This window comes from Nocardia sp. NPDC056611 (assembly GCF_042792755.1).
Taxonomy (GTDB): Bacteria; Actinomycetota; Actinomycetes; order Mycobacteriales; family Mycobacteriaceae; genus Nocardia.
Map to the genome: position 1 here is coordinate 1,431,304 of NZ_JBHTVV010000002.1, position 17,505 is coordinate 1,448,808.

Annotated in this window: 21 protein-coding genes; 13 read left to right on the top strand and 8 right to left on the bottom strand. The window is 68.8% G+C overall.

Translation table 11 applies throughout. From position 1 onward, the window contains the following. The first annotated feature begins 114 nt into the window (after positions 1-114). The 5 genes from ACFRAQ_RS15345 (at position 115) to ACFRAQ_RS15365 (ending at position 4,059) form a co-directional block, all read left to right on the top strand. Positions 115-1,065 (top strand): LysR family transcriptional regulator, encoded by a 951-nt coding sequence (locus ACFRAQ_RS15345; RefSeq protein WP_379099564.1) that lies wholly within the window; start codon positions 115-117, stop codon positions 1,063-1,065. A gap of 19 nt (positions 1,066-1,084) precedes the next feature. After that, the gene (locus ACFRAQ_RS15350; protein ID WP_379099567.1) at positions 1,085-1,495 is read left to right on the top strand and encodes an NUDIX domain-containing protein; all 411 of its coding nucleotides are present in this window, start codon (positions 1,085-1,087) and stop codon (positions 1,493-1,495) included. Between the two features lie 139 nt (positions 1,496-1,634). After that, positions 1,635-2,756 (top strand): nitronate monooxygenase family protein, encoded by a 1,122-nt coding sequence (locus ACFRAQ_RS15355; RefSeq protein WP_357081768.1) that lies wholly within the window; start codon positions 1,635-1,637, stop codon positions 2,754-2,756. Positions 2,757-2,974: 218 nt separating this feature from the next. Next, positions 2,975-3,799 (top strand): HNH endonuclease family protein, encoded by an 825-nt coding sequence (locus ACFRAQ_RS15360; protein ID WP_379099570.1) that lies wholly within the window; start codon positions 2,975-2,977, stop codon positions 3,797-3,799. A 35-nt stretch (positions 3,800-3,834) separates the two neighbouring features. After that, positions 3,835-4,059: a hypothetical protein gene (locus ACFRAQ_RS15365; protein WP_357081764.1), complete on the top strand. Its 225-nt coding sequence runs from the start codon at positions 3,835-3,837 to the stop codon at positions 4,057-4,059. 3 nt (positions 4,060-4,062) lie between these two features. On the opposite strand, the gene ACFRAQ_RS15370 is transcribed toward ACFRAQ_RS15365, so the two are convergent. Further along, entirely contained in the window at positions 4,063-4,512 is a 450-nt protein-coding gene (locus ACFRAQ_RS15370) for an SRPBCC family protein (RefSeq protein ID WP_379099575.1), read from the bottom strand. A gap of 190 nt (positions 4,513-4,702) precedes the next feature. Between ACFRAQ_RS15370 and ACFRAQ_RS15375 the strand changes: the two genes are divergently transcribed. From ACFRAQ_RS15375 to ACFRAQ_RS15390, 4 genes are all read left to right on the top strand, one after another. Beyond that, positions 4,703-5,236, top strand: a complete 534-nt coding sequence (locus ACFRAQ_RS15375; protein ID WP_379099578.1) for an NUDIX domain-containing protein — start codon at positions 4,703-4,705, stop codon at positions 5,234-5,236. Positions 5,237-5,362: 126 nt separating this feature from the next. Further along, positions 5,363-5,947 (top strand): dihydrofolate reductase family protein, encoded by a 585-nt coding sequence (locus ACFRAQ_RS15380; RefSeq protein ID WP_379099581.1) that lies wholly within the window; start codon positions 5,363-5,365, stop codon positions 5,945-5,947. An 11-nt stretch (positions 5,948-5,958) separates the two neighbouring features. Next, positions 5,959-6,300: a YciI family protein gene (locus tag ACFRAQ_RS15385; RefSeq protein ID WP_379099584.1), complete on the top strand. Its 342-nt coding sequence runs from the start codon at positions 5,959-5,961 to the stop codon at positions 6,298-6,300. Then, positions 6,297-7,523, top strand: coding sequence for an RNA polymerase sigma factor (locus ACFRAQ_RS15390; RefSeq protein ID WP_379099587.1), 1,227 nt, complete (start codon positions 6,297-6,299; stop codon positions 7,521-7,523). The genes ACFRAQ_RS15385 and ACFRAQ_RS15390 overlap by 4 nt, the downstream gene beginning before the upstream one ends. 11 nt (positions 7,524-7,534) lie before the next feature. Here the strand turns inward: ACFRAQ_RS15390 and ACFRAQ_RS15395 are convergent, their stop codons facing one another. Further along, the gene (locus ACFRAQ_RS15395) at positions 7,535-8,116 is read right to left on the bottom strand and encodes a TetR/AcrR family transcriptional regulator (RefSeq protein WP_379099590.1); all 582 of its coding nucleotides are present in this window, start codon (positions 8,114-8,116) and stop codon (positions 7,535-7,537) included. 39 nt (positions 8,117-8,155) lie between these two features. On the opposite strand from ACFRAQ_RS15395, the gene ACFRAQ_RS15400 reads away from it, so the two are divergent. Next, a complete protein-coding gene (locus ACFRAQ_RS15400; protein WP_379099591.1) occupies positions 8,156-9,400 on the top strand; it encodes a KasA/KasB family beta-ketoacyl-ACP synthase in 1,245 nt (414 codons plus the stop codon). 36 nt (positions 9,401-9,436) lie between these two features. Here ACFRAQ_RS15400 and ACFRAQ_RS15405 read toward each other — a convergent pair whose 3' ends face one another. Continuing rightward, a complete protein-coding gene (locus ACFRAQ_RS15405; RefSeq protein WP_357081746.1) occupies positions 9,437-9,850 on the bottom strand; it encodes a hypothetical protein in 414 nt (137 codons plus the stop codon). Then, positions 9,847-10,131, bottom strand: coding sequence for a hypothetical protein (locus ACFRAQ_RS15410; protein WP_379099595.1), 285 nt, complete (start codon positions 10,129-10,131; stop codon positions 9,847-9,849). The genes ACFRAQ_RS15405 and ACFRAQ_RS15410 overlap by 4 nt, the downstream gene beginning before the upstream one ends. Positions 10,132-10,344: 213 nt before the next feature. On the opposite strand from ACFRAQ_RS15410, the gene mtnA reads away from it, so the two are divergent. The 3 genes from mtnA to mtnC are packed head-to-tail and all read left to right on the top strand — an operon-like array spanning position 10,345 to position 13,304. Next, positions 10,345-12,012: an S-methyl-5-thioribose-1-phosphate isomerase gene (gene mtnA / locus ACFRAQ_RS15415; RefSeq protein WP_379099597.1), complete on the top strand. Its 1,668-nt coding sequence runs from the start codon at positions 10,345-10,347 to the stop codon at positions 12,010-12,012. Positions 12,013-12,045: 33 nt separating this feature from the next. After that, complete coding sequence (locus ACFRAQ_RS15420; protein WP_379099600.1) at positions 12,046-12,624, top strand: acireductone dioxygenase; 579 nt, start codon at positions 12,046-12,048, stop codon at positions 12,622-12,624. Beyond that, on the top strand, positions 12,621-13,304 hold the full coding sequence (gene mtnC / locus ACFRAQ_RS15425) for an acireductone synthase (protein WP_379099602.1): 684 nt from the start codon (positions 12,621-12,623) through the stop codon (positions 13,302-13,304). The genes ACFRAQ_RS15420 and mtnC overlap by 4 nt, the downstream gene beginning before the upstream one ends. A gap of 95 nt (positions 13,305-13,399) precedes the next feature. On the opposite strand, the gene ACFRAQ_RS15430 is transcribed toward mtnC, so the two are convergent. Genes ACFRAQ_RS15430 through ACFRAQ_RS15445 form a run of 4 tightly spaced genes read right to left on the bottom strand, consistent with a single transcriptional unit; the run spans position 13,400 to position 17,450 of the window. Beyond that, positions 13,400-13,990, bottom strand: coding sequence for an ATP/GTP-binding protein (locus tag ACFRAQ_RS15430; protein WP_357081736.1), 591 nt, complete (start codon positions 13,988-13,990; stop codon positions 13,400-13,402). Further along, a complete protein-coding gene (locus tag ACFRAQ_RS15435) occupies positions 13,971-14,348 on the bottom strand; it encodes a DUF742 domain-containing protein (RefSeq protein WP_357081734.1) in 378 nt (125 codons plus the stop codon). Before ACFRAQ_RS15435 ends, ACFRAQ_RS15430 begins: the two co-directional genes overlap by 20 nt. Then, positions 14,345-14,770 (bottom strand): roadblock/LC7 domain-containing protein, encoded by a 426-nt coding sequence (locus ACFRAQ_RS15440; RefSeq protein WP_040857697.1) that lies wholly within the window; start codon positions 14,768-14,770, stop codon positions 14,345-14,347. Before ACFRAQ_RS15440 ends, ACFRAQ_RS15435 begins: the two co-directional genes overlap by 4 nt. Then, positions 14,748-17,450 carry a nitrate- and nitrite sensing domain-containing protein gene (locus ACFRAQ_RS15445; RefSeq protein WP_379099607.1) on the bottom strand — a complete coding sequence of 901 codons (2,703 nt, stop codon included), beginning with the start codon at positions 17,448-17,450 and terminating at the stop codon, positions 14,748-14,750. The genes ACFRAQ_RS15440 and ACFRAQ_RS15445 overlap by 23 nt, the downstream gene beginning before the upstream one ends. Between the last annotated feature and the right edge of the window lie 55 nt (positions 17,451-17,505).

The window sequence follows — 17,505 nt, forward strand, 5'->3', positions numbered from 1 at the left end:
CTCCCGAACAACTCACTGTTGACGGAGGTGATCCAATCAATCGAGGAAAGGCGAGATCAAACAACCGTTCCATCGGCGAGCCACAACTGTGCGTTGTGGGAGTACGGTGTTCGCGTGGATCTCACCGGTGTGCGCACCTTCGTCGCGGTCGCGGACGCGGGCCAGTTCCAGGAAGCCGCCCACGCGTTATCGATCACCCAGCAGGCAGTTTCCAAACGCATTGCGGCGCTGGAGAAGTACTTGGATGTGCGTTTGTTCGCCCGCACCGCGCGTGGGGCCGAGCTGACCATCGACGGGCGGTCGTTCCTGCCGCACGCACGGGAACTGCTGCGGGTGGCCGACCGCGCCGACGCCTCGGTGCGGCCCGGCCGGCGCGCGTTGCGTGTGGATGTGGTGAACAGGCGCGTAGTCATGGCATCGCTGCTCCAGGACTTCCATCGCGCTCACCCCGATATCGCGCTCGACATCGTCACCCTGGAAGGCGATGCCGAGGCCGCGATCGCGGCCGTCGAGGCGGGGACGATCGACGCCACCTTCCATGCCATCCGAGTACGGCAGCAGCTGCCCCGCGGGATCAGCACGGCCCGGGTCATCGACGAGCCGCACGAGCTGCTGGTCGGCCCGGGCCATCCTTTCGCCAACGCCCGGGCCGTGACGCCCGGGCAACTGGCCGGGCACCGCATCTGGATGCCCGGTCTGCCCACGCACGGCGAGATCGCCGACTACTTCGCCGAACTCACCGAGACCTTCGGGTTCACCATCGACCGCCTCGGCCTGGTCTTCTCGAAAGAGGCCCTGCTCGAGGAGATCGCCGACTCGGCGGACCTGGCGACCCTGGTCGGCCGAGGCACCCGGTACCTGTGGCCGGACAGCTTCGACCTGCGGCGCATCCCCGTGCGCGGCCCCTCGCTGGTCTACCCGCTGTCCCTGATCTGGCGTACCGACAACGCGCATCCAGCGCTCCCCGAACTCCGGGGCCATCTCGACGCGCGGCGGACAGCCGAGCCCGAGGACGAGATCTGGCTGCCGACATGGGCGCAACGCATCCCACGGACCACGCGCTGACGCCCGCTAGGCTGCGCGAATGCGGACGGAGCGGGAGCAGCGGCTGATCGACACGGTGGCGTGGGTGCGGATCGAAGGCGGGAGGATTCTGTGCGCGCGGCCGAGCGGCAAGGACGTCTTCTATATCCCGGGCGGGAAACGTGAGGGGGACGAGACCGATCTGCAGACGCTCGTGCGCGAGATCCGCGAGGAGCTGACCGTGGAGATCGCCCCGGAGACGGTCGCTCACGTGGGCACCTACGAGGCTTTGATTCCCGACGCGGTCGTGCGCATGGCCTGCTATACGGCCGAATACTCCGGCAACATCGCGGTCAGCAGCGAGATCGAGGAGATCGCCTGGTTCAGCTACATGGACCGGCCGCACGTGCCGCCCGTGGACCAGCTCCTTTTCGATGATCTGCATGCCGACGGGCTGCTCGCGCACGGCTGACCATTCCCGGCAACTAGAACATGTTGTTGACAGTGACCTACGGGTAGGCATCGAGAGACTGGTCCGAATGTAGAACATGTTCTAGTGTGGTGGGCACAACATTTCCAGTGTCGGAAAGTTCAGAGGAGCCCACCACACCATGCGTACCGAGATCTGCGATCGCCTCGGCATCGATGTGCCCATCTTCGCCTTCACCCACTGCCGGGACGTGGCCGCCGCGGTCAGCAATGCGGGCGGTCTCGGCGTGCTCGGTGCGGTCGGGTTCACCGCCGAGCAGCTCGAGGTCGAGCTGCAGTGGCTGGACGAGCACGTGCAGGGCGTCTACGGCGTCGACCTGGTCATCCCGTCCAAGTACGAGGGCAAGGGCGTCGAGGGCCTGAGCCCCGAGGAGCTGGAAGCCCAGCTGGCCAAGCTGGTTCCGCAGGGCCACCGCGACTTCGCGGAGAAGATTCTCAACGACCACGGCGTGCCGCACCTGCCGCCGGAGGAGAAGCACAACCAGCTGCTGGGCTGGACCGCCACGACGGTCGCCCCGCAGATCGAGGTCATCCTCAACCACCCCAAGGCCAAGCTGGTCGCCAACGCGCTGGGCACCCCGCCCGACGACGTGATCAAGCAGATCCAGGACTCCGGTCGCCTCATCGGCGCGCTGTGCGGTTCGGTCAAGCACGCCATGAACCACAAGAACGCCGGACTGGACTTCGTGGTCATGCAGGGCACCGAGGGTGGCGGCCACTGCGGCGAGATCTCCTCGGTGGTGCTGTGGCCGCAGGTCATCGACGCGATCGGCGACATGCCGGCGCTCGCGGCCGGCGGTATCGGCGACGGCCGTCAGGTCGCGGCGGCCCTGGCCATGGGTGCGGCGGGCGCGTGGACCGGCTCGCTGTGGCTGACCGTCGAGGAGGCCAATGTGCCGCCCGCGCAGATGCAGACCTACATCGACGCCACCAGCTCCGACACCGTGCGTTCGCGCTCGTGGACCGGCAAGCCGTGCCGCATGCTCAAGAACGACTGGACCGAAGCCTGGGAGGCCGAGGACACCCCGAACCCGCTCGGCATGCCGCTGCAGATGATGGTCGCCCTCGACGGCGTCAAGCGCGGCCACCGCTACCCCGAGCAGGCCAAGGACGTGAACTTCAACCCGGTCGGCCAGGTCGTCGGCATGATGAACAAGATGGAGCGTTCCGCGGACGTGGTGCAGCGCCTCATCAGCGAGTACCTCGAGGCGTGCGAGCGCCTGAACAAGCTGAACAACGCCTGATCGACACCGCCTGATTCTCAGGACAATTCGGCGCGCCGGGTAGCTACTACCCGGCGCGCCGTCGCATATCCGCAGGTGGTGGCGCGGGACGGGCTGCGCCGCCATTGTTTTCGATCTTCGCGGGACCCACCATGGAGTCACGGTGGGTGTGACGCAGGTCTCCGAACCTCGGGTGCGACTTGCCGATTCGGGTCGCCGATTGCGAAGGTTTGCGGGATATGTTGCGCACAAATCCATTACGCCTGTCGGATCGCCTGTCCCCGGCCCAGCGCCGCCTGCTGCAAGCGGTCGTCTCGCTATTGATCGTGGTCGCACTGGCCGTCGCTTTCACCATCCTCGAAAAACGCGGCGGCACAGACAAACCGGAGTCGAGTGGGCCGCCGATTCCCGATCGCGGCGCGCAACCGGCCGGATCCGCCAAGGAGATCAACGCGCTGCTGGGCAAACTCAAGGTGGCCGACGAACTGCCGATGACCGGTTACGCGCGCGAGCGCTTCCCGCACTGGGACACCGAGAAGCCCGAGCACGGATTCGGTGACAGCTTCGCGCAATACAGCCGCTGCACCACCCGCGAGGTGGTGCTGATACGCGACGCGACCGGACCGGTGAAACTGGATCCGAGCAGCTGCAAATTCAGCGGCCTCGGCGCCACTGCGGGCTGGCGCGACCAGTACGGGGTCATGGACAAGAAGACCAATGCCCTCAAGCCCTACAAGTGGACCACCGATTCGTCGGGCCTGGACATCGACCACATCGTGGCGCTGGCCGAGGCGTGGCGGTCGGGCGCGGCGAAGCTCGACGACGACACCCGCCGCCATATCGCCAATGACGCGTTGAACCTGGTGATTTCCGATCCCACCGCCAACCGTTCCAAGGGCGACCAGGATCCGTCCAGTTACCTGCCACCCGGAAACTTCCGGTGCGCCTATATCGGGCACTACATCCAGGTGAAACTAAAGTACGGATTGAACGTCGACACCAAGGAACAGTCCGCATTGCAGACAGCAGTGAAGGACTGCATCAGCAAGGGAGAGTTCACATAGTCGCCATCGTCGAAATCCAGAGCGAGGCAGCCGTCATGACCCGGGAAGAGGGAACGGTCTCCGGGGATCTCGATGTGACGCTGGACTACTCGGGCCACGGGCTCGTGCGCTATCGCGGTACCGCCACCTGGTACACCATCGGAAATCTGGAGGACGAGGAGCCGCGCAGCTGGACCAGCGTGCAGGACCTGGCCACCGCCATCGAACACGAGAGCGGTGGCCGCGACGCCGCGGGCAATGTGACGCCGTTCGAGGCGTGAACGCTAGTCGCGCACGGCTTTCAGGGCCTCGGCGCGGGTCTTGACGGCTTCGGTCATGCCGGTGAAGCCTTTGCGCAGCGCGCCGCCGAGCAGGCCGCCCACGACCACCGACAGCGGGCCGTTGAGCTGGAAGTGCGAGTCGTAGCGGGTGCGGCCGTCGCCGAGATCGGTGATCAGGTGCGAACGTTCGCTGCTGAGCACGCCGAGCGGCGCGGGCTTCATGTTGTAGCTGAACTCGCGCCCCGGGGTGCAGGAGCGGACGAACTCGCGCTGCTGCTTGGGCTGGCCGACCAGCTGCACGCGCATGTCGATGGGGGAGCCGGGTTCCAGGGTGGTCTTGCACTCCAGGACGAAGGGATTCCATTCCCCGTACGCGTCCACATCGGTGAGCACCTGCCAGACCAGCTCGGCGGGTGCGTCGATCTCCACGCTTTTGTCGATGACGAAGGCCATGGGGGAACAATACTGAAACCAGTTCTAGAGGGTGGGGTGGGTCTCACTCCGTGGAGCCACCCGGATCTCGCTCCGACGGGGGATCCCGGTGACCGGGAGGCGCCCCTACGGTCCGGGCATGAAGGTTGAGGCTCCGCGCAATCACCTACGGCCCCGGCCACTTACGCCCCAGCCCCCGTACCGTCGACTCATGACTCTCGCCGAGCGCTACCCACTCCTGCACGCCCCCGCCCGCTGGGAGTGGGGCGGGCTCGACGTCCAGTTCTCGACCGAGCTGCCACCCGATGACCTCGTCACCAACATCCATGTCGTCTGTTTCGTCGGCGACCGCATCGTCCTGTGTCGTGACGACCGCGATGTCTGGATCCTGCCCGGCGGCACCCGCGAGGCCGGAGAATCGATCGAGTCCTGCGTCATCCGGGAACTCGCGGAGGAGGCCGGCGCCGAACTGGCCGGGCCCATCCGGCAATTCGGTGCGCACTACGCGACGACTGACCGTCCCGAGCCGTATCGCCCCTGGCAGCCCCATCCGTACAAGGCCTGGCTGTGGTGCACCGCCGAGGTGCGGCTGACGGGCGCACCGACCAATCCCGAGGACGCCGAACAGATCCAGGAGGTCGGACTGTTCACTCTCCCGGAAGCCGTGGGCCGAGCACGCCCGGACGGCCATCACCTCCCCGAACTCCTGAAGCTGGCAGTGGAACTCACGCGCCCGAACGCCTGAGCGGCACCACAGCCGAATACCCTGGCTGGGAAAAAGTTCGGCGCCGGTGTCGATTTAGCCCGTGGCTTTTCGTGTAGGAGGTGAACGGTCGCGGAAGAGCGGTCCGCCTGAGCGAAGGAGCATCTCATGCGCAAGGTCAACGCCACTTTGTCCATCACTCTCGACGGAGTCGTCCAGGGCCTCGGCCGTCCGGACGAGGACACCCGCGGTGGCTTCACCCACGGGGGCTGGGGCGGCAAGTACAACGACGACGTCATGGCCGCGGAGATGAGCAAGAGCATGTCGAACCCCACGGACATGCTGTTCGGCCGCCGGACCTGGACGGACTTCATCACCGTCTGGGCCACCCGCATCGACGACAACCCGTTCACCACGCGCATGAACACGGCCACCAAGTACGTCTGTTCCAGGACTCTGGAGAACGCGGACGCCTGGCAGAACTCGATCCTGTTGTCGGGCGATGCCGCCGAAACGGTGGCCAAGCTCGTGACCGAGGATGGCAGGGACCTGACGATCATCGGTAGCGTCTCGCTGGTTCGCGACCTGCACGCCGCCGGCCTGGTCGACAGCTACACGCTGCTGATCCATCCGCTCACCCTCGGCACCGGCAGGCGACTGTTCGAGGGCAGCGCCCCGCTGACCGAATTCGAGCTCACCGGCAGCGTCACCACCACCAAGGGCGTGATCATCGCCCACTACACCCGCCTGTGAGGTAGGAATCCATGCAGAAGTACCTGCTGTCGATCTACCAGCCCGAGGGCGAGGCGGATCCCGCGGCCATGGTCCGAATCGTGGCCGATCTGCACCGGTTCAACGAGGAACTGCGCGAGAGCGGCTCGTGGGTGTTCACCGGCGGCCTGCACGCGCCCGGCACGGCTACCGTCGTGCGCGCCGACGGCATGCTCACCGACGGTCCCTACGTCGAGGGCAAAGAACACGTCGGCGGGATCTGGGTGATCACCGCACCCGACCTGGACGTCGCACTGGAGTGGGGCCGCAAGGCGGCCGCCGCGACCACGCTGCCGATCGAAGTCCGCCCGTTCCAGGACGTCGAACCGTATTGAGTCCGACACCGGAGGGGATCGCGGCCGTGTTCCGCGCCGAGTACGGCAGAGCCGTCGCTGTACTCGTGCGCGGACTCGGCGATATCAGCGCGGCCGAGGACGCCGTCGCCCACGCGTTCACCACGGCGCTGCAACGCTGGCCGGTCGATGGCATGCCGCCCAGCCCGGCCGGCTGGATCATCACCACCGCCCGCAACCGGGCCGTCGACGAGCTGCGTCGCGAATCGGTTCGCGCGCACAAGCACGCCGAGGCTCAGCGCCTCCACGGCCCGGACGAAGCCGACGAGGAGGGCCCGGTGCGCGACGACCGTCTGCGGCTGATCTTCACCTGCTGCCACCCGGCCCTGGCTCTCCCCGCGCAGGTGGCGCTCACACTGCGGCTCCTCGGCGGGCTCACCACGACCGAGATCGCCCACGCCTTCCTCGTGCCCGAACCGACGATGGCGCAGCGCCTCGTCCGAGCCAAGGCCAAGATCCGTGACGCCAAGATCCCCTACCGGGTGCCCCGCGACGCCGATCTGCCCGCCCGGCTCGGCGCGGTCCTCGCGGTGCTCTACCTGATCTTCAACGAAGGCTACGTCGCCACCTCCGGCGCCGAACTCGCTCGCGCCGAACTCTGTGCCGAGGCGATCCGCCTGGCCCGGCTGCTGGTCGAGCTCATGCCCGACGAACCGGAGGCCGCGGGTTTGCTCGCGCTGATGCTGCTGATCGAGGCCCGGCGCGACGCCCGCACCGACCTCGACGGCTGCCTGGTCCGACTCGCCGACCAGGACCGCTCCCGCTGGAACGCCGACCTGGTGACCGAGGGTCGCGCGGTCACCCGCGCCTGCCTGCGCCGTAATCAGCCGGGCCGGTACCAGATTCTGGCCGCGATCAATGCCGTGCACACCGACCCCGTCACCGACTGGACGCAGATCCTCGCGCTCTACGACCAACTCGTGCACTTCGACACCGGCCCGGTGGTCGCACTCCACCGTGCTGTCGCGGTCGCCGAGGTCCAGGGCCCGGCAGCGGCGTTACGTGTGGTGGATGATCTGAATCTCGCGCACTACTACCTGTTTCACGCGATCCGAGGTGACCTGCTCGCCCGCCTCGGGCGAACAGTGGAAGCCGGTCAGGCCTTCGACGCCGCGGCGCAGCTCACCGGGAACCATTCGGAACGCACCTTCCTACTCACCCGCCGCGATCAACTGGGCCGAACCGACCGCCCCCGCGAAGACTGACCGACAAATTCTCAGCTTCCGGCTTCAGTCGGCTGCGTCACTACCCCGGCTACGAGAAGGGCGACAGAGCGTTCGACACGGTCGGTGTCGCCGGTGATCCACCAGTCCATGATCAGGCCGCGGATGCCGGAGACGAGCAGCGTCGCCGAGGCTTCGGGGTCGGGCAGCCTCGGGTCGATGCGGTGCAAGGACTCGGCCATCGGGGTGACCACCGCCGTGATCGCGTCGGTCGCGTAGGGCCGGAAGGGGCTGCCGGGAACGGTTGCGGCGCCGAGGACTTGGAGCAGAGCGCGCAGGCTCACCGCGCTGTCTCCGGCGGTATTGCGGTCGAACGAGCTGGTCAGGCGGGCGGCGAGGGTGGCCGTGTCGTCGATGCCGGAGAACATGGCGCCGATGTCGGGGCGGTGGGATTCCAAGGCGGCGACCAGCATTGCCTCCTTGGTGCCGAAGTAGTGGATGAGCATGCGGGAGCTGGTGCCCAGGTATTCGGCCAGGGGGCGCAGGGAGAGTTCGGTGAGGCCGTGGTCGGCGATGTAGGCGATGACGCCTTCGAGGAGCTGGGCGCGGCGGGCGTGGTCGAGTGGGCGGGGCACCGGTTGACTGTAGCGGGTGCTACAGGTATTCATGTCTCCATGAGTGTAGCGATTGGTACAGAAACTCGACGGGACGTGGTGGTGACGGCGATGGCGGCGACCACCTGCCTGGGGGCCGACCTCGACGCCACCTGGTCGCGGCTACTGGCGGGGGACAGTGGGATCGGCACGCTCACCGACGATTTCGTCACCGCGAATCAGCTGCCGGTGCGGATCGGCGGACGGCTGGTGACACAGCCGGGGGAGCGGCTGACCCGGATCGAGCAGCGGCGGATGTCGTTCGTGCAGCAGTTCGCGCTGGTGCTGGCACGGCAGGTGTGGCAGGACGCGGGAACGCCGCGGGTCGCGGCGGAACGGCTGGCGGTCGCCGTGGGCACCGGGCTCGGCGGCGGAGAGGCACTCATCAATGCCGTGGACCTGATGAAGACCGGGGGCTACCGGAAGGTGCCGCCCATGACGGTGCCGATGGTCATGCCGAACGGCCCGGCTGCCACGGTCGGCCTGGAGATCGGCGCGAAAGGCGGTGTGTACGCGCCTGTTTCGGCGTGTGCGTCGGGCGCGGAGGCCATCGCCCACGCGTGGCGGCTGATCGCCACCGGCGAGGCGGACGTGGCGGTCGCGGGCGGCGTGGAGGGTCATATCGACGCGGTCCCGATCGCCAGTTTCGCCATGATGCGGGCCATGAGCACCCGCAATGACGAACCCGAGCGCGCCTCACGGCCTTTCGACCGGGACCGGGACGGCTTCGTCTTCGGCGAGGCGGGGGCGCTGCTGGTGATGGAGTCGGCCGAGCACGCGCGGGCGCGGGGTGCGCGGGCACTCGGCCGGGTGCTGGGCGCGGGCATCACCTCGGACGGCTATCACATCACCGGCACCTCGCCCGACGGCGACGGCGCCGCCCGCGCCATGCGCAAGGCGCTCGCGACGGCCGGGCTGACGGGCGCGGACGTCGACCACGTCAACGCGCACGCCACCGGCACTCCGGTCGGTGACGCCTCGGAGGCGAAGGCCATCATGGCGGTGACGCCGCACGCGTCGGTGTACGCGCCCAAATCGGCGCTGGGACATTCGATCGGCGCGGTAGGTGCGCTGGAGGCGATCCTCACGCTACGCACCCTGTCGGAGCAGATCGTGCCGCCCACCATGAATTTCGAGAATCCGGACCCGGGGATCGAGCTCGACGTGGTCGCCGACAAGCCGCGCGAGCAGCGGCTGCGGTACGCCTTGAGCAATTCGTTCGGCTTCGGCGGCCACAACGTCACGCTGGCCCTCGCGCCCGCCTGAGCGGAAATTCGCTCGACACAAGGCGATTCAGGCAGGTCAGGGCAGTTTGTCGGTCTGGACGCGCGGGTCCAGTTTGCGCAGGGTGTCGGGCCGGTCGGTCAGGCAGGGCCAATCCCGGCTCACCGCTTCGAGAGTGGCGTGCCCGGCGGGAATGAGGGCGTCGGCGTCGGGCCGATCGGCCAGAGTGTCGCCCAGTTGATCACTGGCGGGGCGGTCCAGCGGCTGGATGACGGTGTTGGGCAGGTCCAGCAGCACGGTGAGGATGTCCCACCGGCCGGGCGGGATCAGGGCGCGGGCGGCGGCCAGCGCGGTGGCCGGAACGATGATGGTGTGCCCGGCATCCGCGGTCGCCCACACCACCGATTGCACGTAGGCCACGCGGTGGGCCCAGGCGGTCAGCGCGGCGGTGTCGAAGACGACGCCGCCCAGGGTCGGGGCGGCGGGGCTCATGCCGCGCCGGCGTGATCGCCGGGGGCCTCCTCGTCATCGGATAAAGGTGGCAACCCCTGCACCGCCCGGGCGCGATTGATCAGATCCAGCGGCGGTCGGCCACCGAGGGCGTTCTCCAGGCGGGCCAGTGAGTCGGCGCGGTCGACGCGCGCCTTCACGGACTCGGCGACGAACGCGGAGATCGAGGCGATGCGTCCGGAGGTGCGCCAGTCATCGAGAGTGGCGGCGATGTCCTCGGGCATCGTCACGGTTATCTTGCGGGTGCGACGCGGTCTCGCCATACCGCGATAGTAGAGCGGTATGTGCGGCGGACAAAAGCTGACACCCGCGCCGAGCGCCGGAACCGCAGGGGCGCAATCCCGCACGAAATCGGGCTATTCGGATCGGCCTGATCGGAAACCTGCCGGTCAGGCGCGGGGGCGGGTTCGATACGGTGGAGTGTGCCCACCCCCGTGGGCATCGCCGCAAATCTCCAGTCAAGAGGACATAACTCGATGGATCAGAGTTCGATCGTGTGGGCCGACGGTGCCATGGTCACCATCGACCAGCGAGCCCTGCCGCACCAGGTGCGGGAGCTGCGGATCACGACGGTCGACGAGGTCATCGACGCCATCAAGACGCTGGCCGTGCGCGGCGCGCCCGCCATCGGCGTGTGCGGTGCGTTCGGGGTGGTGATCGCGGCCCGGGCCGCCACCACCGACGGCATCCTCGACACCGCCCGGGTCGAGGCCGAGGCCGCCCGCATCGCGGACGCCCGCCCGACCGCGGTGAACCTGGCGTGGGGTGTGCAGCGGACGCTGTCCAAGCTGGCCGGGGGCGTCGAGGCGCTCGAGGCCGAGGCGCTGGAGCTGCTGGCCGAGGACGGCCGGGTGAACCTGGCCGCCGCCACCGAGGCGGCCGATCTGATCCAGCGGCTGTGCGGGGACCGCCCGCTGCGGCTGCTCACCCACTGCAATACCGGCCGCCTGGCCACCACCGCGTGGGGGACGGCCATCGGCGCGCTGCGGGTGCTGCATCAGCGTGGCGCGCTGGCCGAGGTGATCGTCGACGAGACCCGCCCGCTGTTGCAGGGCGCGCGCCTGACCGCGTGGGAGATGGCCGAGGCCCGGATCCCGCACCGGCTCACCATCGATTCGGCGGCGGCCTGGGCCATGGCCACCGAGGGTGTGGACGCGGTGGTCGTGGGCGCGGACCGGATCACCGCCGACGGAGCCGTGGCCAACAAGATCGGCACCTACATGCTGGCCATCGCGGCCGCGCACCACGGCATTCCGTTCATCGTCGTCGCGCCGGAATCGACGCGCGACATCTCCACGGCACGGGGTTCCGACATCGTGGTGGAGCAGCGCGCGGCCGCCGAGGTGACCGGATTCGGTGGCGTCGCAACGGCTCCCGCGGGCACGGCCACCTTCAATCCGGCCTTCGACGTCACCCCCGCTGAACTGGTCACCGCCGTGGTCACCGAGTTCGGCGTACTCGAGGACCCGTCCGCCGCCCGCACCACCGCCGGAACGGCGACCACACCCGGATCGGCCGCGGCCGTCGGCGCCGAGATCGCGGACATCGCGCGCGACCTGTACGCGAGCGGCTGGATGCCGGGCACCGCGGGCAATATCTCTGTGCGCCAGGGCGATACGGCCGTCATCACCGCGAGCGGGCTGTCCAAGGGCGAGCTCACCGCCTCTGACATGGTCACGGTCGCCGTGGTCGACTCCCGGCCCGTGGACGACTCCGGCCGGAAGCCGTCGGCGGAGACCACCATCCACACCGCCGTCTACCGCACTCGCGGCGCGGACGCCGTGGTGCACGTGCACCCGCCGCACGCCACGGCCGTGTCGATCCGGACCGGCGGAAACGGCGTCACCACCGCACGTTTCGCCGGATACGAGCTGATCAAGGGCCTGGGCTCGGCCCGCCCCGATCTCATCGACATCCCGGTGTTCCAGAACCACGCCGATGTCCCGCGGATCGGCGCGGACATCGAGAAGTATCTGACCGAGCACCCGGAGGCCCCGCCGGTGCTGTTCATCGCCGGGCACGGCATCACCACCTGGGGCGCGTCGCTGGCCCAGGCCCGCGACCGCGCCGAGTGCCTCGAGGCGATGTGCGAACTGACCACTCTGACCGGGCACCAGGAGCTCCCGGTGCGCGACCATGTGTGAAACGAATACCGCGTTCCGAGAAGGGAACCTCCGATGACCCTGTTGCAGATCATGTCCGACGCCGATGCCGGTGAGGTCGTCCTGCGCACCGATGACGACGCGGTGATCGCCGCCGAGCTGGGCAAGCGCGGCATCACCTTCGAGCGCTGGCCGCTGCTGGAGGGCTTCAGCGCCGCCACCACGACCGAGCAGCTGCTGGCCGAATACCAGGGCCGCATCGACGAATTGAACGCCGACAGCCGCTACAAGTTCATCGACGTGGCCCGTATCCACCCCGACGACGCCGACCCGGAGTGGCCCGCCAAGGCGGTCGCCGCGCGCACCAAGTTCCTCGACGAGCACCGGCACGCCGAGGACGAGGTCCGTTTCTTCGCCGCCGGCGCGGGCTGCTTCTACCTGCACCTGGGCAACGAGGTGCTGGCGACCGTGTGCACCGCGGGCGATCTGGTGTCGGTGCCCGCGGGCACGCTGCACTGGTTCGACATGGGCACCCGCCCGGAGTTCGTGGCCGTGCGCTTCTTCGAGGAAGAGGACGGCTGGATCGGCGATTTCAGCGGCGACAAGATCTCCGCGGGCTTCCCGACCCTGGACGAATTGCTGGCCCCGGCATGATCAAGGTGGTCGTGCTCGATATCGAGGGGACTACCAGCCCGACCAGTTCGGTGCGGGAGGAGCTCTACGGCTACACCCGGGAACGGCTGCCGGGCTGGCTGGCCGAGAACACCGGTGGCGACGCCGATCCCATCATCGAGGCCACCCGCGCCCAGGCGGACCGCCCGGACGCCGACGCGGCCGAGGTGGCCCGGATTCTCATCGAGTGGCTCAATACCGATGTGAAGTCCGAGCCGCTCAAGGCCGCCCAGGGCATCATCTGTGCCGAGGGGTTCCGCAACGGCGCGCTGTACGGCGAGTTCTTCCCCGATGTCGCCCCGGTCCTGCGGGCCTGGCGTGACGCGGGGCTGGAGCTCTACATCTATTCGTCGGGTTCGGTGCGCAATCAGAAGGATTGGTTCGAATTCGCGCGCGGCGGCGATCTGTCCCCGCTCATCAGCGGGCATTTCGACCTGTCGACCGCGGGCCCGAAGCGCGAGGCCGCGTCCTACGAGAAGATCGCGAGCGCCATCGGCGTTCCGCCCGAACAGATCCTGTTCCTGTCCGACCACCCGGACGAGGTGGACGCCGCGGCGGCCGCGGGCTGGCAGGCCGTCGGGGTGACCCGCCCGGGCGAGCCGAACAGCCCGCGCGGCCCGCACCGCTGGATCAGCGATTTCGCGGACGTCGTCCCCAACTGACCGGCGCCGCACCGGCACTGGTCGCAACGACGACAGAGATCGAGCCCGCCCGGCACGCGCCGGACGGGCTCGATTCGTCTTCGCCGGAGAACCGCTCAGCGCACCCCGGCCGTGGCGGCTCGCTCGATGAGGTACTCGACGAGCGTCATCAGCACGTTCTTGGCCGAGCCGCGATCACGAGCGTCACAGAGCAGCACCGGGATTCGCTCGTCCAGGTCGAGGGCGTCGCGCACCTCGGCCGGGGTGTAGAGCGGTGCGCCCTCGAAGCAGTTCACGGCCACCGTGAAGGCGACGCCGCGACGCTCGAAGAAGTCGATCGCAGCGAACGAGCCCTCGAGCCGGCGGGTGTCGGCCAGCACGACCGCGCCCAGGGCGCCGCGAGCCAGCTCGTCCCACAGGAACCAGAAGCGATCCTGTCCGGGGGTGCCGAACAAGTAGAGGACCAGGTTCTGGTCGATGGTGATGCGGCCGAAGTCCAGCGCGACCGTGGTGGTGGTCTTACCCTCCACCCCGCGCAAATCGTCTACGCCCGCGGACAACTCGGTAATGAGTTCTTCGGTGCGCAGCGGAGTGATCTCACTGATCGCCCCGACCATCGTGGTCTTGCCCACGCCGAAACCGCCCGCGATGAGAATCTTCACCGAGGCGGCCATGGGCGCGGCGGAATCAAAGTTTTCGGATGCCATCGAGTACCGCTCGCAGAATGTTGAGGTCACCGGGCGCGGCTTCGGGGGAGGCCGGGGCCCGGAACTTGAGGATGTTGTCGGAAATCAGGTCCCCCACCAGAATCTTCGTCACCGCCAATGGCAACCGCAGGGCGGCCGAGACCTCGGCCACTGTCAGCGGAAGCCGGCACAACCGCACGATTTCCGTGTATTCCGGCTCGGCACGCCGCAGCGGTGGCGCCGCGTTCGGCACCACCACCACTGTCAGCATGTCCAGATCGTGCCCCGCGCCCATGGTTCGGCCACCGGTCCGTGCGTAGGGGCGCACGAGCGGACCGGCCGCGTCATCGAACCACTGTTCCCCCGGCCCCGCGCTCATGACAGCCGCGGGTTGCCTTGTCCGGCCAGGTTGTGGCGCGGCGTGGTGGACAGGTAGTTGCCGACCCGCTGCACGGTCAGGTTCATCTCGTAGGCGACCATGCCGAGGTTGGCCTGTTCGGTGGCCTGCAGCGCGAGGCAGGCGTGGCTGCCGGCGGCGGTCACGAACAGCACCGCACGCTCGAGTTCGATGACCGCCTGGCGGACGCCGCCGCCGTCGAAACGGCCACCGGCGCTGCGCGCCAGCCCGTAGAGAGTGGAAGACATGGCACCGAAGTGCTCCGCGTCCTCGCGGCTCATGGCGGATGAGCGGCCCAGCAGCAGTCCGTCGGTGGAGTGCACCACCGCGTGACGGACGCCCGCTAGCCGGTCGACGAGATCATCGAGTAGCCAGTTGAGATCACCAGCGTTTGAGGTGGTCACCGTCGCCTTCCTGTCGTTCCTGCTGGGTGCCTTCGAAGAAGGCCTGGGACTCAGGCCCGAACGAACCGGGATCGGCCTGGCGGCCCTGCCTGGTTCCGTTTTCGATGGCGGAGAAAAGGTCTCGGGCCTGCTCGGCCGTGCGGGTGGCCTGGACCGCCGACTCGGGGGTCGACTGCTCCTTCGCCAATTCCGGTGCGAGACTTGCCTGCCGGTGCCGTCGCGGAAGCGCGGGCCGGGTGTCGGAGCCAGTGTAATGGGACCGATCGTGTTCGCGAGCACGGAAGCCGTTTTCGGACGGCGGGACCGCGCCGTTCTGCAGGTCCAGTCGCGGCTGCTGCGGCGGTTCGGGCCGCGGCGGCGAGGTGGGCGGGTCGAACGGCGTCGCCGCGCCGAAGGACATGACCGGCGGCACGGCCGAGTCGGTCCCGGGGCCGAACGTACTGGCAGGCGGGGCGAAGGACGTCGTGGGCGGGGCGAACGAGCCGGTCTGCGGGGCGAACGAACCCGTCGACGGACCGAAGGGCTCCGGCTCCGGCTCGGCCGGGGTGACCGGCGGCTCGGACGGAGTCGTCAGCGGCGCATCGTAGTTCAGCAGCGGCAGGTCGTAGCTCGAGGTCATCGACGGCGGGACCGCCGGAGCTGCGGGCAGCTGCGGCAGCGCGGCCACCGCGGCCGAGGCGGCGGACAGTCCGCCCGTCTCGAGCTGGCGCGGCGCCGCCGGGATCTCACCGGTGCGGCCGGAGGCCTGCACGGTCAGGACGGTGGGCACGAGCACGATGGCGCGGACGCCGCCGTAGTCGGACTCGGTGAGCCGCACCGTGATTCCGTGGCGCGAGGCCAGCTGGGCGACCACGAAGCGGCCGAGGCGGAAGTCGTCGGGCAGCATGGCGACACCGAAATCCGGGGCCTCGCGCAGCACCGCGTTGATCCGCGCGAGCTCTTCCTCGGGCATACCCATGCCCTGGTCGATGATCTCGATGGCGACACCCTTGCCGACCACATTGCCGCGCACCTCGACCTGCGACTGCGGCGGCGAGAAGTGGGCGGCGTTGTCGACCAGCTCGGCGAGCAGGTGCACGAGGTCGGCCACGGCGCTGCCGACGATCGACACCTCCGGCAGCCGGGCGATCTTGACGCGGGTGTAGTCGGCGGTCTCGCCGACGCTGGAGCGCACGATCTCGAGCAGCTGCACCGGGTTTCGCCACTGCCGGCCAGGCTGACCGCCCGCGAGAATGATCAGGTTCTCGGCGTTGCGGCGTTCGCGGGTGGCGAGGTGGTCGAGGCGGAAGTAGATGTCCAGCAGCGCCGGATCCTCCTGCTGCGACTCCGCGGCGTCGAGGATCTCCAGCTGGCGGTGCACGATGACCTGGCTGCGGTGGGCGATATTGAGGAACATCGCCTTGACGCCCTCACGGGTGCGGGCCTCGGTGATGGCGGCCGACACGGCGGAGGCGTGGGCGTGGGTGAACGCCTTGGCCACCTGGCCGATCTCGTCGTGGCCGAAGTCCAGGATCGCCTTCTCGTCGGCGGGGTCCAGCGGGCGGCCCTCGCGCAGCTTGGCCATGATCTCGGGCAGCCGCTCGTCGGCGAGCACCAGCGTCTCGTCACGCAAGCCCTTGAGGCGGCGGATGATCCGGTTGGCGAGGATGAGCGAGACCAGGAAGGCCAGCGCCGACACCGCCACCATGGCGCCACCGACGAGCGCGGAGTTCCGGGCGTCGGTGTCGGCCACGTCGGCCGCGGCGCGCTCGTTGTGCTTGCTGTTCTTGTCCCACAGCTTGAGGACCTGGGCGTTGAGGCGCGACACCGTGTCCCGCCATTCCTGCGGGGTGAAGGTCAGCGGCGCGACCACCGGCGGGGTGCCGGGCTTGACCGGAGGCAGCGTCATGGGGTCGAGCGCCCGCGACAGCAGGACGTTCTCCATCATGACGACCTTCGTCCAGTCCGGGTCGTTCATCAGGGCCTGCATGTCGGCATTGCCGGCGCCGCCGTCACCACCGGCGAGCACGCCGAGGTTGACGCGGTAGGTGCCTGCCACACGGGAGAATTCGATGGCCAGCTCGGGCGGCAGCGCACCGCCCGCCAGCAGCACCTCGGCCACCGCGGCTTCACGGGAGAGCATTTCGGCGGACTGCACGATCTGCAGGCCGTTGATCATCTCCATGGCGACCGCGGCATTGGGCGCGCGGTCGGCGACGATGCGGGTGCCGATCCAGATGAACTCGAGCACCTTGCCGTAGAAGTAATAGGTGTCCGACACCGATACGCCGTTGGTGTCGATTCCGGTGCGCAGTCCGGCGAGCTGGCGGGTGAGGGTCAGGAACCCGCCGACGTCACCGGTGACCGATTCCGGACCGGATTCGCGCATGGAGGCCGATACCGGCGCCATCCCCAGCAACGCGTTGTCGAGCCGGGTCCGCGCCTGCGCGAGGGCCTTCGGGTTGGCGTCGTCGCCACCGGCCATCTGGGCCAGCGAGAGCTGGCGCTCCTGCTCGACCGCGGCGATCAATTCTCCGGTGGGCGCTCCGGCGGCGGACAACGCGTCCGCCCATTCCCGCGCCTGCTTGCTCTCGACCACCAGGTACCCCGCGCCACCCACGCCGATCGCGAGCAGCGCCAAGCTCGGGACGAGTGCGATGGCAAGCACGCGGGTGCGGACCCCGAGCCTTGCTCTGAACATCGGGCAAAGGTAACGGGACGTAGGTCACAAATGCCGCATCGATCCCGTTGGGCGG